Genomic DNA, 17196 nt, shown 5'->3' on the forward strand with positions numbered 1-17196 from the left:
ATTGCTTGCTAATAGTAAGTCTGCGGATTGAATATTTTCTTCAGCGCGTCAGGTGCCAATATTTTGACATAGCGCTGTTTCACTTCAATAATGCCGTCTTCGCTGAACTTCGAAAAAGCGCGGCTGACCGTCTCAAGCTTCAAGCCAAGGTAGCTGCCGATCTCTTCGCGCGTCATGCGCAGTACCAGTTCAGATTGCGATAACCCCCGCGCATGCAGGCGCTGCACCAGATTCAGCAGGAATGCAGCAAGCCTCTCTTCTGCGCGCATATTACCCAGCAGCATCATCACGCCATTCTCGCGCACAATTTCACGGCTCATGATTTTGTGCACATGCCGCTGCAGGCCGGGCAGCTCGCGCGAAAGCACTTCGATATCCGAAAACGGCATCACACACACTTCTGCGTCTTCAAGTGCGACTGCGCTGCAATTGTGATGATCGCTGACGATGCCGTCCATACCAATGATTTCACCTGCCATCTGGAAACCGGTCACCTGCTCGCGGCCATCCTCGCTGATGACGCAGGTTTTAAAAAAGCCGGTGCGAATCGCATAAAGCGAAGTGAATGTTTCACCGCTGCTGAATAAGGCATCCCCCTGTTTCACACGGCGGCGTTTCTCTACAACTTCATCCAGCTTCTGCATTTCATCCGCATTAAAGCCGGTAGGCATGCAAAGCTCACGAAGATTACAATTTGAACAGGCGACTTTCAGGCCTTCGAGCGTATTTAAAGAAGGTTGCATATAATTTTAATTAACACGATGGGACTCTAACACAATGGAACTAAGGATACCGCTTTCGTACTTCGGTTGCCAGTGCTAAGTCTATCAAAATGAATAATATAGTAGCAAACACTCATTTGGCACTCCCGGCTGCGGGCCTGCGCTGTTGTTAACCATTTAAGCGTTAATTTGACTTGCATCAAAGTTTTCCTGACCCATATCTGTCAAAGTCCAAACCTAGATTAGGAGTCGATTGATGATAGCAAATAGCCCCGCAGAATTTATCAGCACAGATGTTAACAATGGTAAACTGGTCGCGAACATAAACAGCGCACTTTCCCTGCTGACACCGGAAACGATACAGAAGTTTGATGTGAGCGGGCCGCGCTATACCTCTTACCCGACAGCCGATCGCTTCGTGGAAGCCTTCACCGAAGAAGAATACAAGCTGACGCTGAATCAAAGGCGTGTAGGCGGCTTAGCATTGCCGCTTTCAATTTACGTGCATATCCCCTTTTGTGAAAACCTTTGTTTTTACTGTGCATGTAACAAAATCATCACCAAACACCACGAGCGCAGCGTCGAGTACCTTGGCTACCTAAGCAAAGAGATCGACCTGCATGTGCAGCATCTGGGTACCGGGCAGACGATCTCGCAACTGCACCTTGGCGGCGGCTCCCCTACTTTTTTCAGTGACCATGAACTCAGTGAGCTGATGTCCATCATCAAGCGCAGCTTTACGCTGGCACCAGGCGGCGAATACTCTATAGAAATCGACCCGCGCACCGTAGATGCGCAGCGTCTTGCACATATTGCCTCCCTGGGCTTTAACCGCCTGAGTTTCGGCGTACAGGACTTTGATCCTGAAGTGCAGAAAGCCGTGCACCGTATTCAGCCTGCCGAGCAGGTATTCTCCCTGGTAGAGGCTGCCCGTGCCCTTAAGTTTGATTCAGTCAATGTGGATTTGATTTATGGCTTGCCGAAACAGACTTCAGCATCATTTAAAAAGACATTAGAGCAAGTTGTGGCACTCAGACCGGAAAGAATAGCGCTCTACGCTTATGCGCACCTACCGGAGCGCTTCAAACCCCAGCGCCGTATCGACAGCTACGAGCTGCCGGCCGCATCAGATAAGATCGCCATGCTTTCCAATGCCCTCGCAACCTTTGTCGAAGCCGGTTACGTCTATATCGGCATGGACCATTTTGCCCTGCCCACTGATGCTCTGGCGATTGCTAAACGCCAGGGAAGGCTGCATCGTAATTTCCAGGGCTACAGTACACAACCCGATTGCGACCTCATCGGGCTTGGCGTTTCCTCAATCGGCCGTATTGGTGCGACTTACAGCCAGAATGCAAAAACGCTTGAAGAATATTACGATTTCCTCAACCAGGGACGTTTCCCGGTTGTACGCGGCCTTGCCCTGTCACGTGATGACCTGGTGCGTCGCGCAGTCATCATGGCGCTGATGTGCCAAGGATCGCTGCAATACGAATCCATCGAACTTGCGTACATGATTGATTTCAAGAGCTACTTCACCACTGAATTAGAAGCGCTGAAAGAGCTGGAAAGCTCAGGCATGCTGGTACTGGAAAATGGCGGGATCCAGGTAACAGACTTCGGCTGGTTCTTTGTACGTGCGATTGCCATGCTGTTTGATCGATACTTGCAGACCGACCGCAACCGCGCACGCTTCTCAAAAATCATCTAACTTACAAATCACAAAATAAGGCCTTGTTGGAATAACAACCCAACAAGGCCTTTTTGCTTGCAAGGAAAACTGAACGAGCATAAAAAAAAACCCCTGCTGATTAAACAGGGGCTAATGTGGAGCTCTAGATTCGTATCAATTAAGAGGGACTTAAACTCTCAACCAGTTATGATTAGAACTTTTTACCAAAACCAACGCTGACTACCCATGGATCAATGTCCAAGTTATCGATTTTTCTATAACCTGGAGCGCCAAGCACAGCTCCATCCAACTTAACATCAGTATCAAACCAGATTTTCTTCACATCCAAGTTCAACAACCAGCGATCAGTAAGGTTAATATCTACACCGGCTTGCAAAGCTGGACCCCATGAATTGCGATCAATACGAATTGGCGCAACGCCTTCGTAATTCAAGCCATTATCCATCGCGCGAATATATGAAATACCGGCACCTACATAAGGATCAAATGTTTGGTCTGGATTAAAGTGCCATTGCAAGGTTAAAGTTGGCGGAAGGAGATTAACCTCGCCTAATTTATGCTTTACACCATTACCTGATGAATCTACATCATGCTTTGTACCCAAAGCTAAAATCAATTCGGCAGCAATATTTTTTGTAAAATAATAAGAAATATCAAGCTCAGGAATAGTATTGCTATCCACTTCCAGATTAGCAGAGTTGCTGCCATACAGTGTTTGTGAAAGCGTAGCTGAGCCGTACGCAGCATTTGTTTTTTCACCCAACTTACTGCTCTCACTCGGATTAACATTGGTTGCACGCAGACGTACTACCCAATCGCCGGCTTCAGCCTGAGCCAACATCGGCGTAAAGGCAGCGGCTAACGCCAACACTAATAAAGATTTTTTCATTTATGTACTCTCCACTTAAAATAATTAAATAAACCCAATTCGATTGGGGTAATTATAAAAGTGGCCAAATACGGCCAATTTGATTTGCATCAAATCGACAACAGCTAAACACTACATGTTGTTTTTATGCAACACAGTTTCACGCCTTTAACTCGAACAGCGCGATTGACTCCACATGCGCCGTGTGCGGAAACATATTGATGACGCCTGCGGCTTTCAGCAGGTAGCCTTTTTCATTGACCAGCTCGCCGGCATCGCGCGCCAGCGTAGCCGGATTGCAGGACACGTAGACAATGCGCTGCGGACGGTTGCCTGCATCCAGTGACTTGACCAGCTCATATGCGCCATCACGCGGAGGATCGATCAGCCATTTGTCAAAATGGCCTAATCCGGTCAGTGCTTCCGACGTCATTTTAAATAAATCGGAAACGCCGAACTCAACATTGCGAATGCTGTTCAATTGCGCACTTTCATTGGCACGTTCTACCAGGTTAGCCAGCCCTTCCAGCCCGAGCACATGGGCACCGCTGCGCGCTATCGGCAATGTAAAGTTACCGATGCCGCAAAAGAAATCCGCGATCCTGTCGCTGGCTTGCGGAGCCAGCAATTGCATCGCCCGGCGTATCATGACCTGATTGATTTGCGGGTTCACCTGCGTGAATTCATTAGGTTTGAATGGATATTTCAGGCCGAACTCCGGCAGGCTATATTGCAGCGCAGCACCACCAAGCGGATAGAAAGGTTTGATTGTGTCCGGCCCTTTGCTTTGCGTCCAGACTTGCACGGCATGTGCATCTGCAAAAGATTTCAGCAAGGCCTCATCCTGCGCGGTCAACGGCCCCATGATGCGCAATATCAGCACGATCACCGGCTTACCCTCCACGGCCTCACCAACGGCCAGCTCGATCTGCGGAATTTTATCCTTGAGGCTTAATTGCAATATCAGGTGCTGCAACGGCTCGATCAAGGCGGAAACCTCCGGCACCAGCACTTCACATGAATTCATGTCCGCCACGAAGCGTGTAGATTTCTCATTGAACCCGACCAAAACGCGCTGTTTCTTTTCGACATATTTGACGCTCAACCTGGCTTTATGGCGATAGCCCCAGGTAGGCCCATATAATGGCGGCAGCATATTTTCGGCTTTCACTTTACCGATATGCCAGAGGTCTTTTTCGAGCAGCCTCTGTTTTGCTGCGACTTGCGCCGCAAAGTCAAGATGCTGCAGCTTGCAACCGCCGCACTTGCCGAAATGCCCGCACTTTGAGGTAACCCGCTGATTGGACTGCTTCAGCACATCAACCACATTGGCAACCTCATAAGTCGGCTTGACATGATGCGACTGGAAAGTCACTCTTTCATTCGTCAATGCGCCATCAATAAACACCGTTTTGCCGTCGACATGGGCAACGCCCCGACCTTCCTGATCCAGCGATTCGATAACGGCCTGTTTAACTTCAAAGACTTGCGGAATGGGATTGCGACTGCGCGAACGACGTGCCATAAAAAAACCTGTGATTGAATGCAAGGCGTGATTTTAACCCGAATGTTTTACAAAATGATCGTAATAACGACATCGGACAATCACATTTGTTGACTTACCCAATAGCAAATAGTGGAACCACAAGCGCTGTAATGGCAAGCTTGGTTGGGCAGGAAAAATGACCCGCCTTATTTCCAGGCAGACAAAAACTCTGACCAGTGCGGTGCGGTGTAAGCTGCCAGCGTATCACGCACCAGCTTAACCTCAGCCTCATAAGCGGCAGGCGTCAAGTGGCCGCGCATCAACTGAAAGCGCAAATAAACCAGATGCGTATTGGCGACATCAGTTTCACAGTAATTGCGGATTTCCTGTACCTGCCCTGCCTTGTAGGCATCCCACACTTTGCTGCCATCCATACCCAGCTTGCCGGGAAAGCCGCATAACTTTGCCAGGTCATCCAGCGGTGCGTTGGCGCGCGCATTGAACATCGCCATCAGGTCCATCAAGTCCAGATGGCGCGTATGGTAGCGGCTGATATAGTTGTTCCACTTGAACTCTTTGTCATCTTCACCCAGATCCCAGTAGCGGCTGGCGTTAATACCATGAATCAAGCCGCGATAATGCAGCACCGGCAGATCAAAGCCGCCGCCATTCCATGAAATGATCTGCGGCGTGTATTTCTCGATGCCGTCAAAAAAACGCTGGATGATTTCCGCTTCTGACGAATCCGCATCCCCAAGCGTCCACACTTTAAAGTGGCTGCCTTCCCGCAAGGCACATGAAATCGCACAGATACGATGCTGATGCAAAGGCAGGAACTCCGTGCCATTCTGCTGCCGGCGCTGATGCAGGGCTATATTGGCGACGTCCTCGTCCGTGGTCTCCAGCGGCAAATCCAGCAAAGCACGCAAGCCACTGACATCAGGGATCGTCTCTATATCAAAGACTAAAGTAGGTGTCATACGATGAGCTTATTTCTGCGTCCAGCCGCCGGCACCCTGTACCCACCAGCCGGATTGCGCTTTATCTATCCAGCGTCCGGCAAAAGTGCTTTGTATTTCAGCCTGCCACTCAGGGTGGCCATTCGCCACGGCAATTTCCTTATATAACCTGCTGCGGTCGGCATTTTCATCTTTGACCAGGCCGGTCAATGCGCCACGCTGCGCCAATGGCACGGCATTGGCATCTTTTACCGCGATCAGGCCATCCTTGGTTAAGCCAATCGCACCGCTGGCATAGAAAGCCCCAAGCTGCGCATGACGCGCCTGCATGCTGTTCTTAATTGCGGAAATGGCCGGGGTGTTTACTTCCAGATCAGCGGCAGCTGCAACGAACTGGCTACCGATCAATGTGGCCAGCAACACCAAGCCTAGTAATATCTTTTTCATCATGATTCCTTTTATATAAACTCAGGATTATTGAGCAGACGGAGCTGCTGGCTCTTCTTTGTTAACGGCAGGCTTCCCGGCACCATTTTTCAGCTGCCAGACATCGTCAATGATCTTGTCCGCCGCTTTTTCTGCAGCCGCGGCAGGGAAATAAATATTGATCGTGACACATGCCGGTATCACACACACCAATGCTAAACCTAGCATCCAATTTTTCATCATTTATCCTTTTATTCTAAATATCTGCTTATTCAGGCAGGCTACTGCAATCTTTGTTCAGTACAAACCGCCGCACCAATCATTTGGCGCGGGCACCGCACTGTTACCGCACCGTTACCGCACAATGGCCTTGCTGTTGCCATCGGTCACGCGCTTGATACGCGCCAGCAATTCGCTCCAGCCTACAGTTTCATTGTACCCCATCACTGTGATTGCGGGGATTCCGCTTCCTTTAACGATCACATACCCATGCGGCGTTGACTCGACCCCGCCCATTTCACAAATATCATTGCGCAGGCGGCAGCTCAACCCCATTTTGCCATAATTGAATTGTTCGAAGAATCGCAAAAAGCTGCGTTGCACGGCTGCTGCTGCACCGCCGCCGCCCAAAGCCGAGATATTTTCAACCGCGCGCTGTGATATTTTCTTTGGATATTTCCCCGGACTGCTCTGCACTACTGCATCAAACTTTACCGGCTTCCAGTTCTGCAATTCCAGGCCTTTGATATCACCATCGAGCTTACCTTCAATCGCGCCAAAAGAGTAGGTACTGGTCAACACACCCAGGTCCAGGTTGCGCAAGGCAATGTCTGCATTAAGCTTGGGAGCAATACCCAGCGGGGTCTGCATGGTAAGCTGCGTGACCGTTGCCGTACCGTTGAATACATTCAGCACGATACTGCCGTCTGTGGTTAAAGTGCCCGCAGCATAAGTCACCAAAGGAATTTCGGCTGAAGCTTTACCCTGCATCTTCGGCAATTTCAGGCGCGTGCTGAAATCTTCCATGGAAATAGCATCCAGTTTGGCGCCCAAATGCCAGTACCATTGGCCAGCCCGGCGTGATGCAGAGATGTTGGTCAGATGCAGGGCACCATCCAGAATAGGCAACTTAATGTCCGGCGCGGTCAGTGAGTAACGATCCACCTGCGCCTGTATATTGGTTTTGCCCAAAGGCAGGCTTAACAGCTCACCACTTTCATAACTAAAGCTGACGGTGTGGGCAACATCATAGCTCCATGGCAGTTGGGCGTTCACTTTGTAAAAGGAGAACTTTTGGTCCCTGTCCGCAATATCCACATCATTTAAAACCAATTCGAACACCCTGGGTTCAGAATCCTGCAGTTCCACCTTTAGCGCGGCAAATCCGCTGACATCTGCATTCGCAAACGCTGTTTTTTCCAGCATGGGTTTAAAAAACACCGGGTAAGCCGTAGCCAGATTGAGGCTTGGCAGGCTGGCATTCAAATTCACCAGTTTGAAATCTTTGATGTCCAACTGCCCGCTGGCATCCAGCTCTCCCACATCCTTGACTTTCAGGTGTGCGCTGTCGACAGTCAGCAGCCCATTTGCCAGCTTGCCACTGGCGGCAAGCTGATGCCCGCCACTGGCGATGTAAAAGGGCTGCCAGAACACCTCGCCCGATTGCCAATCCACCTTGCCCTGCCATAACCATGCATCAGCAGACTGCTTTAACGCAATATCCAATGTGGCATTAAGTTTTTCAGCTGCATGCAAGCCGGCTTCATCACTGAAACTGGCATTCTTGAACTGTATGCTGGCATCAAGATGCGGGGAATATTTCAGGAACAGCTCATTTACGCGTAATGCAAATGGCAGCTTTACGTGCGAAGATTCAAGCAAGCCCTGCCTGCAATCCATCATCGCCTGTCCTGAAGCTGGTTTGTCGTGACCTTTCATCAGGTCACAATCCAATTGGAACTGCATCCAATCTACCTGGGACTTTTGCTTTACCGCCGCAGTCGACTGCAAGCGCAGGACAGGTTTATCAAGATTGAGTCTCAGCGCCAGGTTTTTAACATCCACCTGAGCATTTTCAAGGCGCTCGGCGGAGATTGAAATATCGCTTATTGCATGAGCGGCAACGCTGTGACTTAATAATAAAAAAATTATTAACCGCCGATAAACGCAGATGAACGCAGATAAAACACGGCTATCACATACAGCATTAAACCATCGGCGTTTATCGGCGTGCATCGGCGGTGAGCGCTTTTTACCAACTATCCATAATCATGCCGGAAACACACCCGTTGATAGATAGCGGTCGCCCCTGTCGCACACAATAGTCACGATCACAGCGTTCTCCACGCGCTTCGATAGCTGTAATGCAGCATGCAACGCCCCGCCAGAGGAAATGCCGGCAAAAATACCTTCCTGTGCCGCGAGCTTGCGCGTGGTATTTTCCGCATCTTTCTGGCTCACGTAAATCAACTCATCCACACGCCTGGGGTCGTAGATTTTAGGCATGTATTCTTCCGGCCATTTGCGGATGCCCGGGATTTGCGCCCCCTCCTCAGGCTGTACGCCGATCACGCGTATGTCCGGATTCTGTTCCTTCAGGAAACGTGAGGTGCCCATGATGGTACCGGTAGTGCCCATGCTGGATACGAAATGCGTGACCTTGCCTTCAGTATCACGCCAGATTTCCGGGCCCGTGCCTTCATAATGTGCAAGCGGATTATCCAGGTTGCCGAACTGATCCAGCACGATGCCCTCACCTTCGGCCTGCATTTTCAGCGCCACATCACGCGCAAGCTCCATGCTGCCGTCTTTCGGGGTAAGCACTAACTCAGCACCATAGGCTTTCATGCTCTGGCGGCGTTCCTGGCTTTGGTTTTCAGGCATGACCAGAATCATTTTATAACCGCGCATCGCTGCCACCATCGCCAGTGCAATGCCGGTATTGCCGCTCGTAGCCTCAATCAGCGTATCACCCGGCTTGATATCGCCGCGCGCCTCCGCCCGGGCGATCATTGAGTACGCAGGCCGGTCTTTGACCGAACCCGCCGGATTGTTGCCTTCCAGTTTCAGCAGAATCGTATTGCTGGTATTGCCCGCCATGCGCTGCAACTTGACCAGCGGCGTGTTGCCGACAAAATCGTCTATCGTTTTATACATGAAATCTTTCTCTAATTCTTAATTCAGGGCTGTTCAGCTTATTTTTTATTTAATCTGGCTAAATACAACGCGAATGCGCCAAAGCCAATGAATGCAATCAGTGACAGCTGCGGAATCGTCAGCCCCAGGAAAGTCCAGTCGATTGCCGCGCAATCCCCTGTGCCCCTGAATACCAGCGTCAGCGCTTTTTTTAATGGAAAATTCTCAAACATGTAATCAAAACCTACGCCGCAATCAGCAGGAATGCTCTCGCGATGTGCCTGGATCCACCAATGGCGGATTGCTACGCCAGCACCGCCTAACGCTGCCAGCACCTGCAATGCGGCAAAGAACCTTGGGAATTTTGGCACCAGCGCGGCAAGCAGGAACAGGATGCCAAGCACCATAAACACGATACGCTGCGAAATGCAGAGCGGACATGGTTCCAGGTTGTATTGCGTCTGTATCCACAGCGCCAGGCCCACGAGGCCAAAGCATGCCAGAAAGCCAATCAGATAGCCGGCACGACCGACAATAAATTTATTAAGCATCATATTCATCGCGATATAATCTAGGATCAGGCATTTTAACCCAGATCATCCATTAAGCGAGCCAGTATTGACAGACTTCACAGCAAATTCAGCATCTACAAAAGTAATCACTGTGAGTGAGCTCAACCGCATGGCGCGTAATGTGCTGGAGCAAAGCTTTCCGCTATTCTGGGTTTCCGGTGAAGTTTCCAACTTTACACGTGCTGCAAGCGGTCACTGGTATTTCTCGCTGAAAGACTCCGGAGCCCAGGTGCGCTGCGTGATGTTCAAAGGCCGCAACAGCTATGTCGATTTTATGCCGCGCGAAGGTGACAAAATTGAAGCTCGCTGTACCGTCACCCTGTACGAGGCACGCGGAGACTTTCAACTCACGGTTGAATTCGTGCAGCGCGCGGGGCTGGGTGCTCTGTTTGAAGCCTTTGAGCGGCTAAAAAACAAACTGGCGCTGGAAGGCCTGTTTAACGAAGCCAGCAAACGGCCTATCCCCAGGCACCCCAAACAGGTCGGCATCATCACCTCGGCGGATGCTGCCGCGCTCAGGGACGTACTAACCACACTCAGGCGCCGCATGCCCAATATTCCCGTGATCATTTACCCGACACCAGTACAGGGCAAAGGCGCTGCGGAGCTGATTGCCAATGCAATCAATACCGCCAATGCACGTGCTGAATGCGATGTGCTGATTATCTGCCGGGGCGGCGGCAGCATTGAAGACCTGTGGCAATTCAACGAAGAAATTGTCGCACGTGCGATTGCCGCATGCGCAATCCCTACGATCAGCGGCGTGGGCCATGAAACCGACTTTACCATCTGCGATTTTGCTGCCGATATGCGCGCAGCCACGCCCACTGCGGCTGCAGAGCTGGCAACGCCATCGCGCGAGGCTTTGTTAAATTCGCTCAAGCAGGTAAAACTGCAGCTTGCCAGGAATCTGCAATTCCTGCTGAACCAGCGGACGCAGGCGCTGGACTTTCTGGCACGCAGGCTCGTTTCACCGTCACAGCAGATCGAGCAGCAGAAACTGCAGCTGCTGCAAATCACGCGCCGTTTGGATAACGCCGCGAACCAACAGCTCAAAACCAGGCAGCAAACCCTGCTGCGCCTAAGCCAGAACCTGCAGCACCTTAACCCACAGGCGGTGCTCACGCGCGGCTATGCATTTGTGCAGGATGCCAAGGGCAGCATTGTGAGCAGCAGCGATGGCTTGCACCAGGGTGATGAAGTCAGGCTGACTTTCGGAACGGGCTCGGCTGATGCCGTAATCAATAAAGTACATCGTTAAATTTTTACGCACGCTTTCAGCAAGAGCAAGTTCTATATTGCAGGCGCAAAAATATGTTGGTATGCCCTATGAATTGGTTGATAATAGCAATCTCAATTTAAATATTTCACATTTTAATGTCACCCCCCTCTGGCAATAAAACAAAGCTCTCAGCACTTACGCTCGCCGCGCTGGGCGTAGTCTTCGGCGATATCGGCACTAGCCCGCTGTACACCATCAAAGAAGTATTTTCCGTGGGTATGCATCCGGTTCCCCTCACCGAAGCCAATATGTTCGGCATTCTGTCGCTGATCGTATGGGCGCTGATCATGGTGGTATCCATCAAATACGTCGCGTTCATCATGCGCGCCGATAACCGCGGCGAAGGCGGCATTATGGCGCTGCTTGCGCTGGCAAGCCGCAGCTCGGCTGACGACAGCGAGAAAAAGCAGCGCATCATCATGCTGCTGGGCATTTTAGGTGCCTGCATGTTTTATGCAGATGGCATGATCACTCCTGCCATTTCAGTATTATCCGCCATTGAAGGCCTGGAACTTGCAGCACCGGTGCTGCACCCGCTCATCCTGCCCATCACGCTGCTTGTCCTGTTCGTGCTGTTCTGGGCGCAAAGCAAAGGCACTGCGACAGTAGGCGCGCTATTCGGCCCGATCATGCTGCTGTGGTTCGGTACGCTGGGCGTATTAGGCCTGCTGGAGGTTTTGAACTATCCGGTCATCCTGAATGCGCTCAATCCGCTTTATGCAATCGCTTTCTTTGAAACCAGCCCATGGATTGCATTTGTGGCACTGGGTGCAGTCGTGCTGGCGGTGACCGGCGCAGAAGCCTTATATGCCGACATGGGTCACTTCGGCAGGTTTCCTATCCGCCTCGCATGGTTCGGTTTCGTATTACCGGCACTGATACTCAACTATTTTGGCCAGGGCGCCCTGGTGCTGCAGCACCCGGAATCGGTAAAAAACCCGTTTTACCTGCTCGCACCGGACTGGATGCTGTTCCCGATGATCATACTGGCTACCTTAGCCGCTGTCATTGCATCGCAGGCCGTAATCACCGGGGCGTTCTCGGTTTCACGTCAGGCGCTGCAGCTAGGCTACCTGCCGCGCATGCACGTTGAACACACCTCGGAAAGCCATCAGGGGCAGGTATACATGCCACGTGTAAACTGGGGGCTGATGCTCGCAGTGATGACACTGGTGATCGGCTTCCAGTCTTCAGGAGACCTGGCGGCAGCTTACGGGATTGCCGTAACAGGCGACATGGTAATCACCACATTGCTGGCCGGCATCGTGTTCCACTACCTGTGGGGCTGGAGCAAGGCGCGCACCATCAGCCTGGTAGTGTTGTTCCTGACCATAGATTTAGCCTTCTTTACCGCCAATATACTTAAAATCCCGGACGGCGGCTGGGTGCCGCTAGTGATCGGCATCATTATTTTCACACTGATGCTGACCTGGAAAACCGGCCGCACCATTCTCTACGCCCATCTCAAGAACGAAGCAATGGCACTGGAGCCATTCATTGAAGCAGTAGGGGCGCATCCGCCTACCCGCGTTGCCGGCAACGCCATATTCATGACGCCGAACCCGGACGGCGTGCCGCATGCCATGCTGCACAACCTTAAACATAACAAGGTGCTGCATGAAAAAGTGGTGCTGCTTACAGTCAAGTTCCTCGATATCCCCCATGCGCCGATTGAAGACCGCGTAGAGGTGGGTGCGCTTGGCCATGAATTCTATAAAGTATCGGTACTTTACGGCTTTAAAGATGAACCGGATCTGCCAAGAGACCTCAAGCTTTGCGCTGGTAAAGGGCTGGAGCTGGATGAAATGAGCAACTCGTATTTCATCGGCAAAGAAAACCTGATTGCAAACAGAAACCCAGGCATGGCGTTCTGGCGTAAAAAGATTTTTACCGGCTTGTTCAGGAGCGCAGAAACGATTACCAACCAGTTTCAATTGCCGCCAAACCGCGTAGTGGAACTTGGTGCACAAGTATCATTCTAAAAAACTGTAGAGAGTACTTTAAAACTGATTTGAGAATCCCTTACGATCGAGATCAACCGATCTTGATCGTAGAACGTTAGACTTCTGTTCACTCATACGGAGTATAAAAATGAAAACAATATTCTCATTCAAGAAAATCACCCTGGCGGCCATACTGGCAACACAGATCAGCAGTTGCGCCACCACCACCAACGACAGCGTAGCAGGCGTCAAACGCTCGCAGTTCATGCTTCTGCCCGCCTCTTACGTGACCGATATGTCAAGCCAGGCTTACGCCCAGACCCTGACCACCGCCCAGCAGAAACAGGCGCTGAATGCAGACAAGACAGAGCTTGACCGCGTGCGTAAAATCTCCAACAGACTCATCAGCAAAGTGGGCGTTTTCAGAGCCGATGCCACCAAATGGAACTGGGAAGTCAACGTAGAGAAGAATGACCAGCTCAATGCCTACTGCATGCCTGGCGGCAAAATCATGGTGTATTCCGGCTTGATAGAAAAACTCAAGGCGACAGACGATGAACTGGCGGCTGTCATCGGGCACGAAATCGCCCACGCCCTGCGCGAACATGGCCGCGAACGCATGTCACAGGCTTATGTACAGCAATTCGGCCTGCAAGCGCTGGGGGCCGTCATTTCAAAAGGCACAAGTACGGCGGTAGGTAATGCATCGGTTCAGGCGGCCGGCATGGGCTCGCAGCTGTTTTTCGCATTGCCGAACAGCCGCGAACAGGAACGTGAATCAGACAGAATCGGCCTTGAACTCGCCGCACGCGCGGGTTACAACCCGGATGCCGCGGTAAGCCTGTGGCAGAAGATGGAAGCACAGGGCGGCTCTAAACCGCCGGAGTTCCTGAGCACCCACCCCGCCAGTGAAAATCGCATCGCCGAATTACGTGCATTAAGCCCTAAAGTCAGGCCACTGTATGAGGCGGCAAAAGCCGGCAAATAAGCAATCCGGCACATACGCAGGCTGAATTCATCAAAGCGCATGGCAGTAATGCCGTGCGCTTTATTTTTGATGCTTTATTTTTGGGCGATAGCGCTGTTTGAGTTAAAATAACGGATTATTGAATTTAACCAATTACCAACTCAATTTTAAGTAGAGACTTTTACTATGGATCCACGTCAAAGCATTATCGAAGCCGCGTTTGAAGACCGCGCAAACATCAACCCAACTAACGCATCAGCAGAAATCAAATCAACGGTAGCCTCAGTGCTGGCGGATCTGGACAGCGGCAAACTGCGCGTTGCCAGCCGCATTGGCGATACGCAGCAATGGGAAACGCACCAATGGCTGAAAAAAGCGGTGTTACTGTCATTCCGTCTGGAAGACAATGTGCTGATGGACGACGGCGTGACTAAATACTTTGATAAAGTACCGCCAAAATTCGCCAACTATACTGAAGAAGACTTCAAAGCCGGCGGTTTCCGCGTGGTGCCAAACGCTATCGTGCGCCGCGGTTCATTCATCGGCAAAAACGCAGTGCTGATGCCTTCATATGTCAACATCGGCGCTAACGTGGGCGAAGGCACCATGGTAGATACTTGGGCAACGGTTGGTTCATGCGCACAAATCGGCAAGAACGTGCACTTGAGCGGCGGCGTAGGTATCGGCGGCGTGCTGGAACCAGTACAGGCTGGCCCTACCATCATCGGTGACAACTGCTTCATCGGCGCGCGTTCTGAAGTGGTTGAAGGTGTAGTGGTTGAAGACAACTGTGTGATTTCCATGGGCGTTTACATTGGCCAATCCACCAAAATCTACGACCGTGAAACCGGTGAGGTATTCTACGGCCGCGTACCTGCCGGCTCAGTGGTGGTTTCCGGCAACCTGCCATCTAAAGACGGCAGCTACAGCCTGTACTGCGCTGTGATCGTGAAAAAGGTAGATGCTAAAACTTTAGGCAAAGTAGGTATCAACGAACTATTACGTGGCATCTAAAATGAACCTACTGCGCTTGACAATACTTTGTCGGTTTCACTGTGCGACTCCTCGCCGTACTATTTGTACGGTCTCGTCGTTGCTCGCTCACCTTCGCGTCTTGTCTGCGCTCGCTACGGTTCATAAGGGTTAGAATATGAAGCTCTATGGCATCCCTAACTGCAACACCGTTAAAAAAGCCCGCGACTGGCTGGATGCCAATCATATCACTTACGAATTTCACGACTTCAAAAAACAGGGAATCGACGAAGCCACCATCAACAACTGGCTGACGCAACATCCCTGGGAAAAACTCATCAACCGTGCCGGGCTCACCTGGCGCGGTCTGGATGAAGCAACAAAATCCGGCATTACCGACAATGCGTCTGCAACAGCTTTAATGCAGGCAAAAACCTCAGTGATTAAACGCCCCATTCTTGAAAAAGACCAACAAATACTTGCGCTGGGCTTTAGTGAGAGTGACTACCAGCGTCTTCTTACTCAATAGATCCTATCCGTGTGTATCTGTGTTCATCTGTGGCCAATTAAATTATGACCAAAACTCTAGAACTAGCAATCGACCTGCTCAAACGCCAATCCAACACCCCTGAAGACGCCGGCTGCCAGGAGCTGATGATTTCACGCCTGGAACCTCTGGGTTTCAAAATCGAACGCATGCGTTTTGGCAATGTAGATAACCTGTACGCACGCCGCGGCAGCAGCGGCCCGTTGCTGGTGTTCGCAGGCCATACTGATGTCGTACCTACCGGCCCCTTGGATAAATGGCATACACCGCCGTTTGAGCCCACGATTAAAGACGGCATGCTTTACGCACGCGGTGCAGCCGACATGAAAACTTCTCTCGCTGCATTTGTCACCAGTATCGAAGAGTTCGTGGCAGAGAATCCTGACCATCCAGGCTCCATTGGCCTGCTGATCACCTCTGATGAAGAAGGCGTGGCAGTGGACGGCACGGTAAAAGTGGTTGAAGCACTCAAAGCGCGTAATGAACATTTTGACTACTGCATCGTAGGTGAACCCACCAGCAACAAAGTGGTTGGCGATATGATCAAGAACGGCCGCCGCGGTTCGCTCTCGGGCAAGCTGGTGGTGAAAGGCCTGCAAGGCCACATCGCCTACCCGCATCTGGTGAAGAACCCTATCCATATGGCAGCACCTGCCATCAAAGACATGGTAGAAACGGTCTGGGACAACGGGAACGAATACTTCCCCCCCACTTCATGGCAGATTTCCAACATGAACGGCGGCACCGGCGCCACCAACGTAGTACCGGGCGAAGTGGAAATCCTGTTCAACTTCAGATTCTGCCCTGAGCTTGACGGCGCAGGCAGCACCGAAGCCAATTTAAAATCACGTGTGCATGCCATTTTAGACAAGCACGAACTTGACTACACGCTGGAGTGGGAATACTCACCGCCTTACATCACGCCGCGCGGCAATCTGGTGGACGCCATCAGCGAAGCTATCGAGCAGGCTTACGGCGTATCACCCGAGCTATCCACCACCGGTGGCACTTCGGATGGCCGCTTTATTGCAGACATCTGCAAACAAGTGATTGAATTCGGTCCTTTAAATGCGACGATACATAAACTCAATGAGTGCGTGGGTGTAGCGGATATCGAACCACTGAAAGAAACTTATAAATTGACGATGGAAAAGTTACTAAAAACCAGTTAACCGCCGATTAACGCCGATGCACGCCGATAAAAACAAAATCCTCCTTGATGAAATCAGCCAGAAAATCATTGGGTGTGCCTACAAAGTCAGTAATTCACTAGGCAATGGGTTTGTAGAAAAAGTTTATGAAAATGCTTTATGCATTGATCTTATAAACGCAGGGTTAGAATTAAAGCAGCAGCAAAATCTGCATGTTTTATATCAAAACATTATAGTCGGCGATTTTACTGCTGACATTATCGTGAATAACTTAATTATTGTTGAACTTAAGGCATGCAAGGGACTAGATACAGTTCACCAAGCACAATGCATGAATTATCTTAAGGCTACAAACTTGTCTGTTTGTTTACTGATTAACTTTGGCAATCCGAAAGTAGAGATCAGACGCATAGTCAATCAATTCTAATATCAGTTTTTATCGGCGTTCATCGGCGTTTATCGGCGGTTTAAAT

At 50.8% G+C, this 17196-nt stretch carries 17 protein-coding genes; 8 read left to right on the forward strand and 9 right to left on the reverse strand.

The annotated features are described in order from the left end of the window. Positions 1-8 precede the first annotated feature (8 nt). The gene (gene fnr, locus GQ51_RS04685) at positions 9-743 is read right to left on the reverse strand and encodes a fumarate/nitrate reduction transcriptional regulator Fnr (RefSeq protein WP_047550406.1); all 735 of its coding nucleotides are present in this window, start codon (positions 741-743) and stop codon (positions 9-11) included. Positions 744-978: 235 nt separating this feature from the next. On the opposite strand from fnr, the gene hemN reads away from it, so the two are divergent. Then, positions 979-2433, forward strand: a complete 1455-nt coding sequence (gene hemN, locus GQ51_RS04690) for an oxygen-independent coproporphyrinogen III oxidase (RefSeq protein WP_081987090.1) — start codon at positions 979-981, stop codon at positions 2431-2433. A gap of 172 nt (positions 2434-2605) precedes the next feature. Here the strand turns inward: hemN and GQ51_RS04695 are convergent, their stop codons facing one another. The 8 genes from GQ51_RS04695 to GQ51_RS04730 form a co-directional block, all read right to left on the reverse strand. Next, positions 2606-3304, reverse strand: coding sequence for an OmpW/AlkL family protein (locus GQ51_RS04695; protein ID WP_047550409.1), 699 nt, complete (start codon positions 3302-3304; stop codon positions 2606-2608). Between the two features lie 139 nt (positions 3305-3443). Beyond that, on the reverse strand, positions 3444-4808 hold the full coding sequence (gene rlmD / locus GQ51_RS04700) for a 23S rRNA (uracil(1939)-C(5))-methyltransferase RlmD (protein ID WP_047550412.1): 1365 nt from the start codon (positions 4806-4808) through the stop codon (positions 3444-3446). A gap of 167 nt (positions 4809-4975) precedes the next feature. Beyond that, positions 4976-5749, reverse strand: a complete 774-nt coding sequence (locus GQ51_RS04705; protein ID WP_047550415.1) for a 3'-5' exonuclease — start codon at positions 5747-5749, stop codon at positions 4976-4978. Between the two features lie 9 nt (positions 5750-5758). Then, complete coding sequence (locus tag GQ51_RS04710; protein ID WP_047550418.1) at positions 5759-6175, reverse strand: YdbL family protein; 417 nt, start codon at positions 6173-6175, stop codon at positions 5759-5761. Between the two features lie 27 nt (positions 6176-6202). Further along, positions 6203-6394, reverse strand: a complete 192-nt coding sequence (locus GQ51_RS04715; protein WP_047553891.1) for a hypothetical protein — start codon at positions 6392-6394, stop codon at positions 6203-6205. A 114-nt stretch (positions 6395-6508) separates the two neighbouring features. Continuing rightward, on the reverse strand, positions 6509-8119 hold the full coding sequence (locus tag GQ51_RS04720; RefSeq protein ID WP_235276165.1) for a hypothetical protein: 1611 nt from the start codon (positions 8117-8119) through the stop codon (positions 6509-6511). Between the two features lie 303 nt (positions 8120-8422). Then, a complete protein-coding gene (gene cysM / locus GQ51_RS04725; RefSeq protein ID WP_047550421.1) occupies positions 8423-9310 on the reverse strand; it encodes a cysteine synthase CysM in 888 nt (295 codons plus the stop codon). A gap of 38 nt (positions 9311-9348) precedes the next feature. Then, positions 9349-9840: a disulfide bond formation protein B gene (locus tag GQ51_RS04730; RefSeq protein ID WP_047553897.1), complete on the reverse strand. Its 492-nt coding sequence runs from the start codon at positions 9838-9840 to the stop codon at positions 9349-9351. A 130-nt stretch (positions 9841-9970) separates the two neighbouring features. Here GQ51_RS04730 and xseA point away from each other — a divergent pair, with 130 nt between their 5' ends. The 7 genes from xseA to GQ51_RS04765 all read left to right on the forward strand — a co-directional run bounded on the left by xseA (position 9971) and on the right by GQ51_RS04765 (position 17150). After that, complete coding sequence (xseA, locus tag GQ51_RS04735; protein WP_235276228.1) at positions 9971-11122, forward strand: exodeoxyribonuclease VII large subunit; 1152 nt, start codon at positions 9971-9973, stop codon at positions 11120-11122. A 116-nt stretch (positions 11123-11238) separates the two neighbouring features. After that, a complete protein-coding gene (locus GQ51_RS04740; protein ID WP_047550427.1) occupies positions 11239-13125 on the forward strand; it encodes a potassium transporter Kup in 1887 nt (628 codons plus the stop codon). A gap of 109 nt (positions 13126-13234) precedes the next feature. Then, the gene (locus GQ51_RS04745; protein ID WP_200884398.1) at positions 13235-14074 is read left to right on the forward strand and encodes a M48 family metallopeptidase; all 840 of its coding nucleotides are present in this window, start codon (positions 13235-13237) and stop codon (positions 14072-14074) included. Positions 14075-14239: 165 nt separating this feature from the next. Next, positions 14240-15067: a 2,3,4,5-tetrahydropyridine-2,6-dicarboxylate N-succinyltransferase gene (gene dapD / locus GQ51_RS04750; protein ID WP_047550430.1), complete on the forward strand. Its 828-nt coding sequence runs from the start codon at positions 14240-14242 to the stop codon at positions 15065-15067. 136 nt (positions 15068-15203) lie between these two features. Then, a complete protein-coding gene (locus GQ51_RS04755; protein WP_047550432.1) occupies positions 15204-15554 on the forward strand; it encodes an ArsC family reductase in 351 nt (116 codons plus the stop codon). Positions 15555-15598: 44 nt separating this feature from the next. Continuing rightward, on the forward strand, positions 15599-16744 hold the full coding sequence (dapE, locus tag GQ51_RS04760; protein ID WP_047550435.1) for a succinyl-diaminopimelate desuccinylase: 1146 nt from the start codon (positions 15599-15601) through the stop codon (positions 16742-16744). 16 nt (positions 16745-16760) lie between these two features. Beyond that, positions 16761-17150: a GxxExxY protein gene (locus tag GQ51_RS04765; protein WP_047550438.1), complete on the forward strand. Its 390-nt coding sequence runs from the start codon at positions 16761-16763 to the stop codon at positions 17148-17150. Positions 17151-17196: the final 46 nt, after the last annotated feature.

The organism is Methylotenera sp. G11 (genome assembly GCF_000799735.1).
Lineage (GTDB): Bacteria > Pseudomonadota > Gammaproteobacteria > Burkholderiales > Methylophilaceae > Methylotenera.

Bases quoted from the DNA above. Each gene is read 5' to 3' on its own strand.
- fnr (WP_047550406.1), bottom strand. From the start codon at position 743: ATGCAACCTTCTTTAAATACGCTCGAAGGCCTGAAAGTCGCCTGTTCA.
- hemN (WP_081987090.1), top strand. From the start codon at position 979: ATGATAGCAAATAGCCCCGCAGAATTTATCAGCACAGATGTTAACAAT.
- GQ51_RS04695 (WP_047550409.1), bottom strand. From the start codon at position 3,304: ATGAAAAAATCTTTATTAGTGTTGGCGTTAGCCGCTGCCTTTACGCCG.
- rlmD (WP_047550412.1), bottom strand. From the start codon at position 4,808: ATGGCACGTCGTTCGCGCAGTCGCAATCCCATTCCGCAAGTCTTTGAA.
- GQ51_RS04705 (WP_047550415.1), bottom strand. From the start codon at position 5,749: ATGACACCTACTTTAGTCTTTGATATAGAGACGATCCCTGATGTCAGT.
- GQ51_RS04710 (WP_047550418.1), bottom strand. From the start codon at position 6,175: ATGAAAAAGATATTACTAGGCTTGGTGTTGCTGGCCACATTGATCGGT.
- GQ51_RS04715 (WP_047553891.1), bottom strand. From the start codon at position 6,394: ATGAAAAATTGGATGCTAGGTTTAGCATTGGTGTGTGTGATACCGGCA.
- GQ51_RS04720 (WP_235276165.1), bottom strand. From the start codon at position 8,119: ATGCAGTTCCAATTGGATTGTGACCTGATGAAAGGTCACGACAAACCA.
- cysM (WP_047550421.1), bottom strand. From the start codon at position 9,310: ATGTATAAAACGATAGACGATTTTGTCGGCAACACGCCGCTGGTCAAG.
- GQ51_RS04730 (WP_047553897.1), bottom strand. From the start codon at position 9,840: ATGCTTAATAAATTTATTGTCGGTCGTGCCGGCTATCTGATTGGCTTT.
- xseA (WP_235276228.1), top strand. From the start codon at position 9,971: ATGGCGCGTAATGTGCTGGAGCAAAGCTTTCCGCTATTCTGGGTTTCC.
- GQ51_RS04740 (WP_047550427.1), top strand. From the start codon at position 11,239: ATGTCACCCCCCTCTGGCAATAAAACAAAGCTCTCAGCACTTACGCTC.
- GQ51_RS04745 (WP_200884398.1), top strand. From the start codon at position 13,235: ATGAAAACAATATTCTCATTCAAGAAAATCACCCTGGCGGCCATACTG.
- dapD (WP_047550430.1), top strand. From the start codon at position 14,240: ATGGATCCACGTCAAAGCATTATCGAAGCCGCGTTTGAAGACCGCGCA.
- GQ51_RS04755 (WP_047550432.1), top strand. From the start codon at position 15,204: ATGAAGCTCTATGGCATCCCTAACTGCAACACCGTTAAAAAAGCCCGC.
- dapE (WP_047550435.1), top strand. From the start codon at position 15,599: ATGACCAAAACTCTAGAACTAGCAATCGACCTGCTCAAACGCCAATCC.
- GQ51_RS04765 (WP_047550438.1), top strand. From the start codon at position 16,761: ATGCACGCCGATAAAAACAAAATCCTCCTTGATGAAATCAGCCAGAAA.